This is a genomic window from Bartonella queenslandensis AUST/NH15 (genome assembly GCF_000312585.1).
Taxonomy (GTDB): Bacteria; Pseudomonadota; Alphaproteobacteria; order Rhizobiales; family Rhizobiaceae; genus Bartonella; species Bartonella queenslandensis_A.
The window spans coordinates 1-929 of the sequence record NZ_HE998192.1 but is presented as its reverse complement, the minus strand read 5'-3'; the positions used below and the strand labels follow the sequence as shown (position 1 = coordinate 929).

Genomic DNA, 929 nt, shown 5'->3' with positions numbered 1-929 from the left:
CCCTCACAATCTCATGTGATAAACAGTTAATAAAATTTGAAATGGAACATTTGCTTGGAAAGCAGGCGCCCCCGCTGCGCCAGAGGCATTATTTATGCTGCTTTATTGACGTCTTGATCAGCATCACAGACATCTTCAGAAAATTTCATATTCTCTTTAAGCACCGCATTGCCATAGATTTTGACATGCCAAGCAGTCTTGGCTTTACCGTAAATCTGTGCATTATCGAAAACTTGTGAACCACAGCCAATACGCGCAGAACCTGATATTTTAGCATTGCCATAAACCCTTGCGAAGTCATGAATATGAGCACTACAGAAAACATGGGCATTGTCATAAACACTAGCAAAAATATGAATATGTGTTTTGCCATAGACATGGGCATTGCCATAAACAAAACCACAAACCCGCGCCTGATCATAAACACGGGCGTTTTCATAAGCATGAGCCCCTTGTGAAATAACGGCGTTATCACTCACAACGGCATTGCCGCTAACACAGCCCCCAATTTTTGCATTGCCATTAATGACAGCATTGTCATAAACACGCGCCTTATCACATGCAATCCATGCTTGACCACTGACAAGAGCATTGCCATAAACCTTTGCACCTATAATCACATAAGCATTATTGCGTATTTTTGCATTTTCGAAAACGCGTGCATTTTGGAAAATCATAGCATCATCATAAAGCCAACACTTACCATCATGAGAGAGATTGCTTTCACTTTCAATATAGCCACCAAGTTGACCAGCCTTAACATCATCAAAGTCTCTTAAAGCGCGTATGCGATAAAGCTTATGACTATCAAAATCGATTGTTTCATTTGTAAGTTCATATTTTTTAGTGTTTTGAATTTTAGATATAGTTGTATTGCTCATGGGTATGCTCCATTTCAAAATAAGTTAAATTGTAAGAAAGAATTTGAG

At 39.0% G+C, this 929-nt stretch carries 1 protein-coding gene; it reads right to left on the bottom strand.

Features of this window, described 5'->3' with window-relative positions:
- Positions 1-92 precede the first annotated feature (92 nt).
- Positions 93-881, bottom strand: a complete 789-nt coding sequence (locus tag BN338_RS09840; RefSeq protein WP_039761946.1) for a hypothetical protein — start codon at positions 879-881, stop codon at positions 93-95.
- Between the last annotated feature and the right edge of the window lie 48 nt (positions 882-929).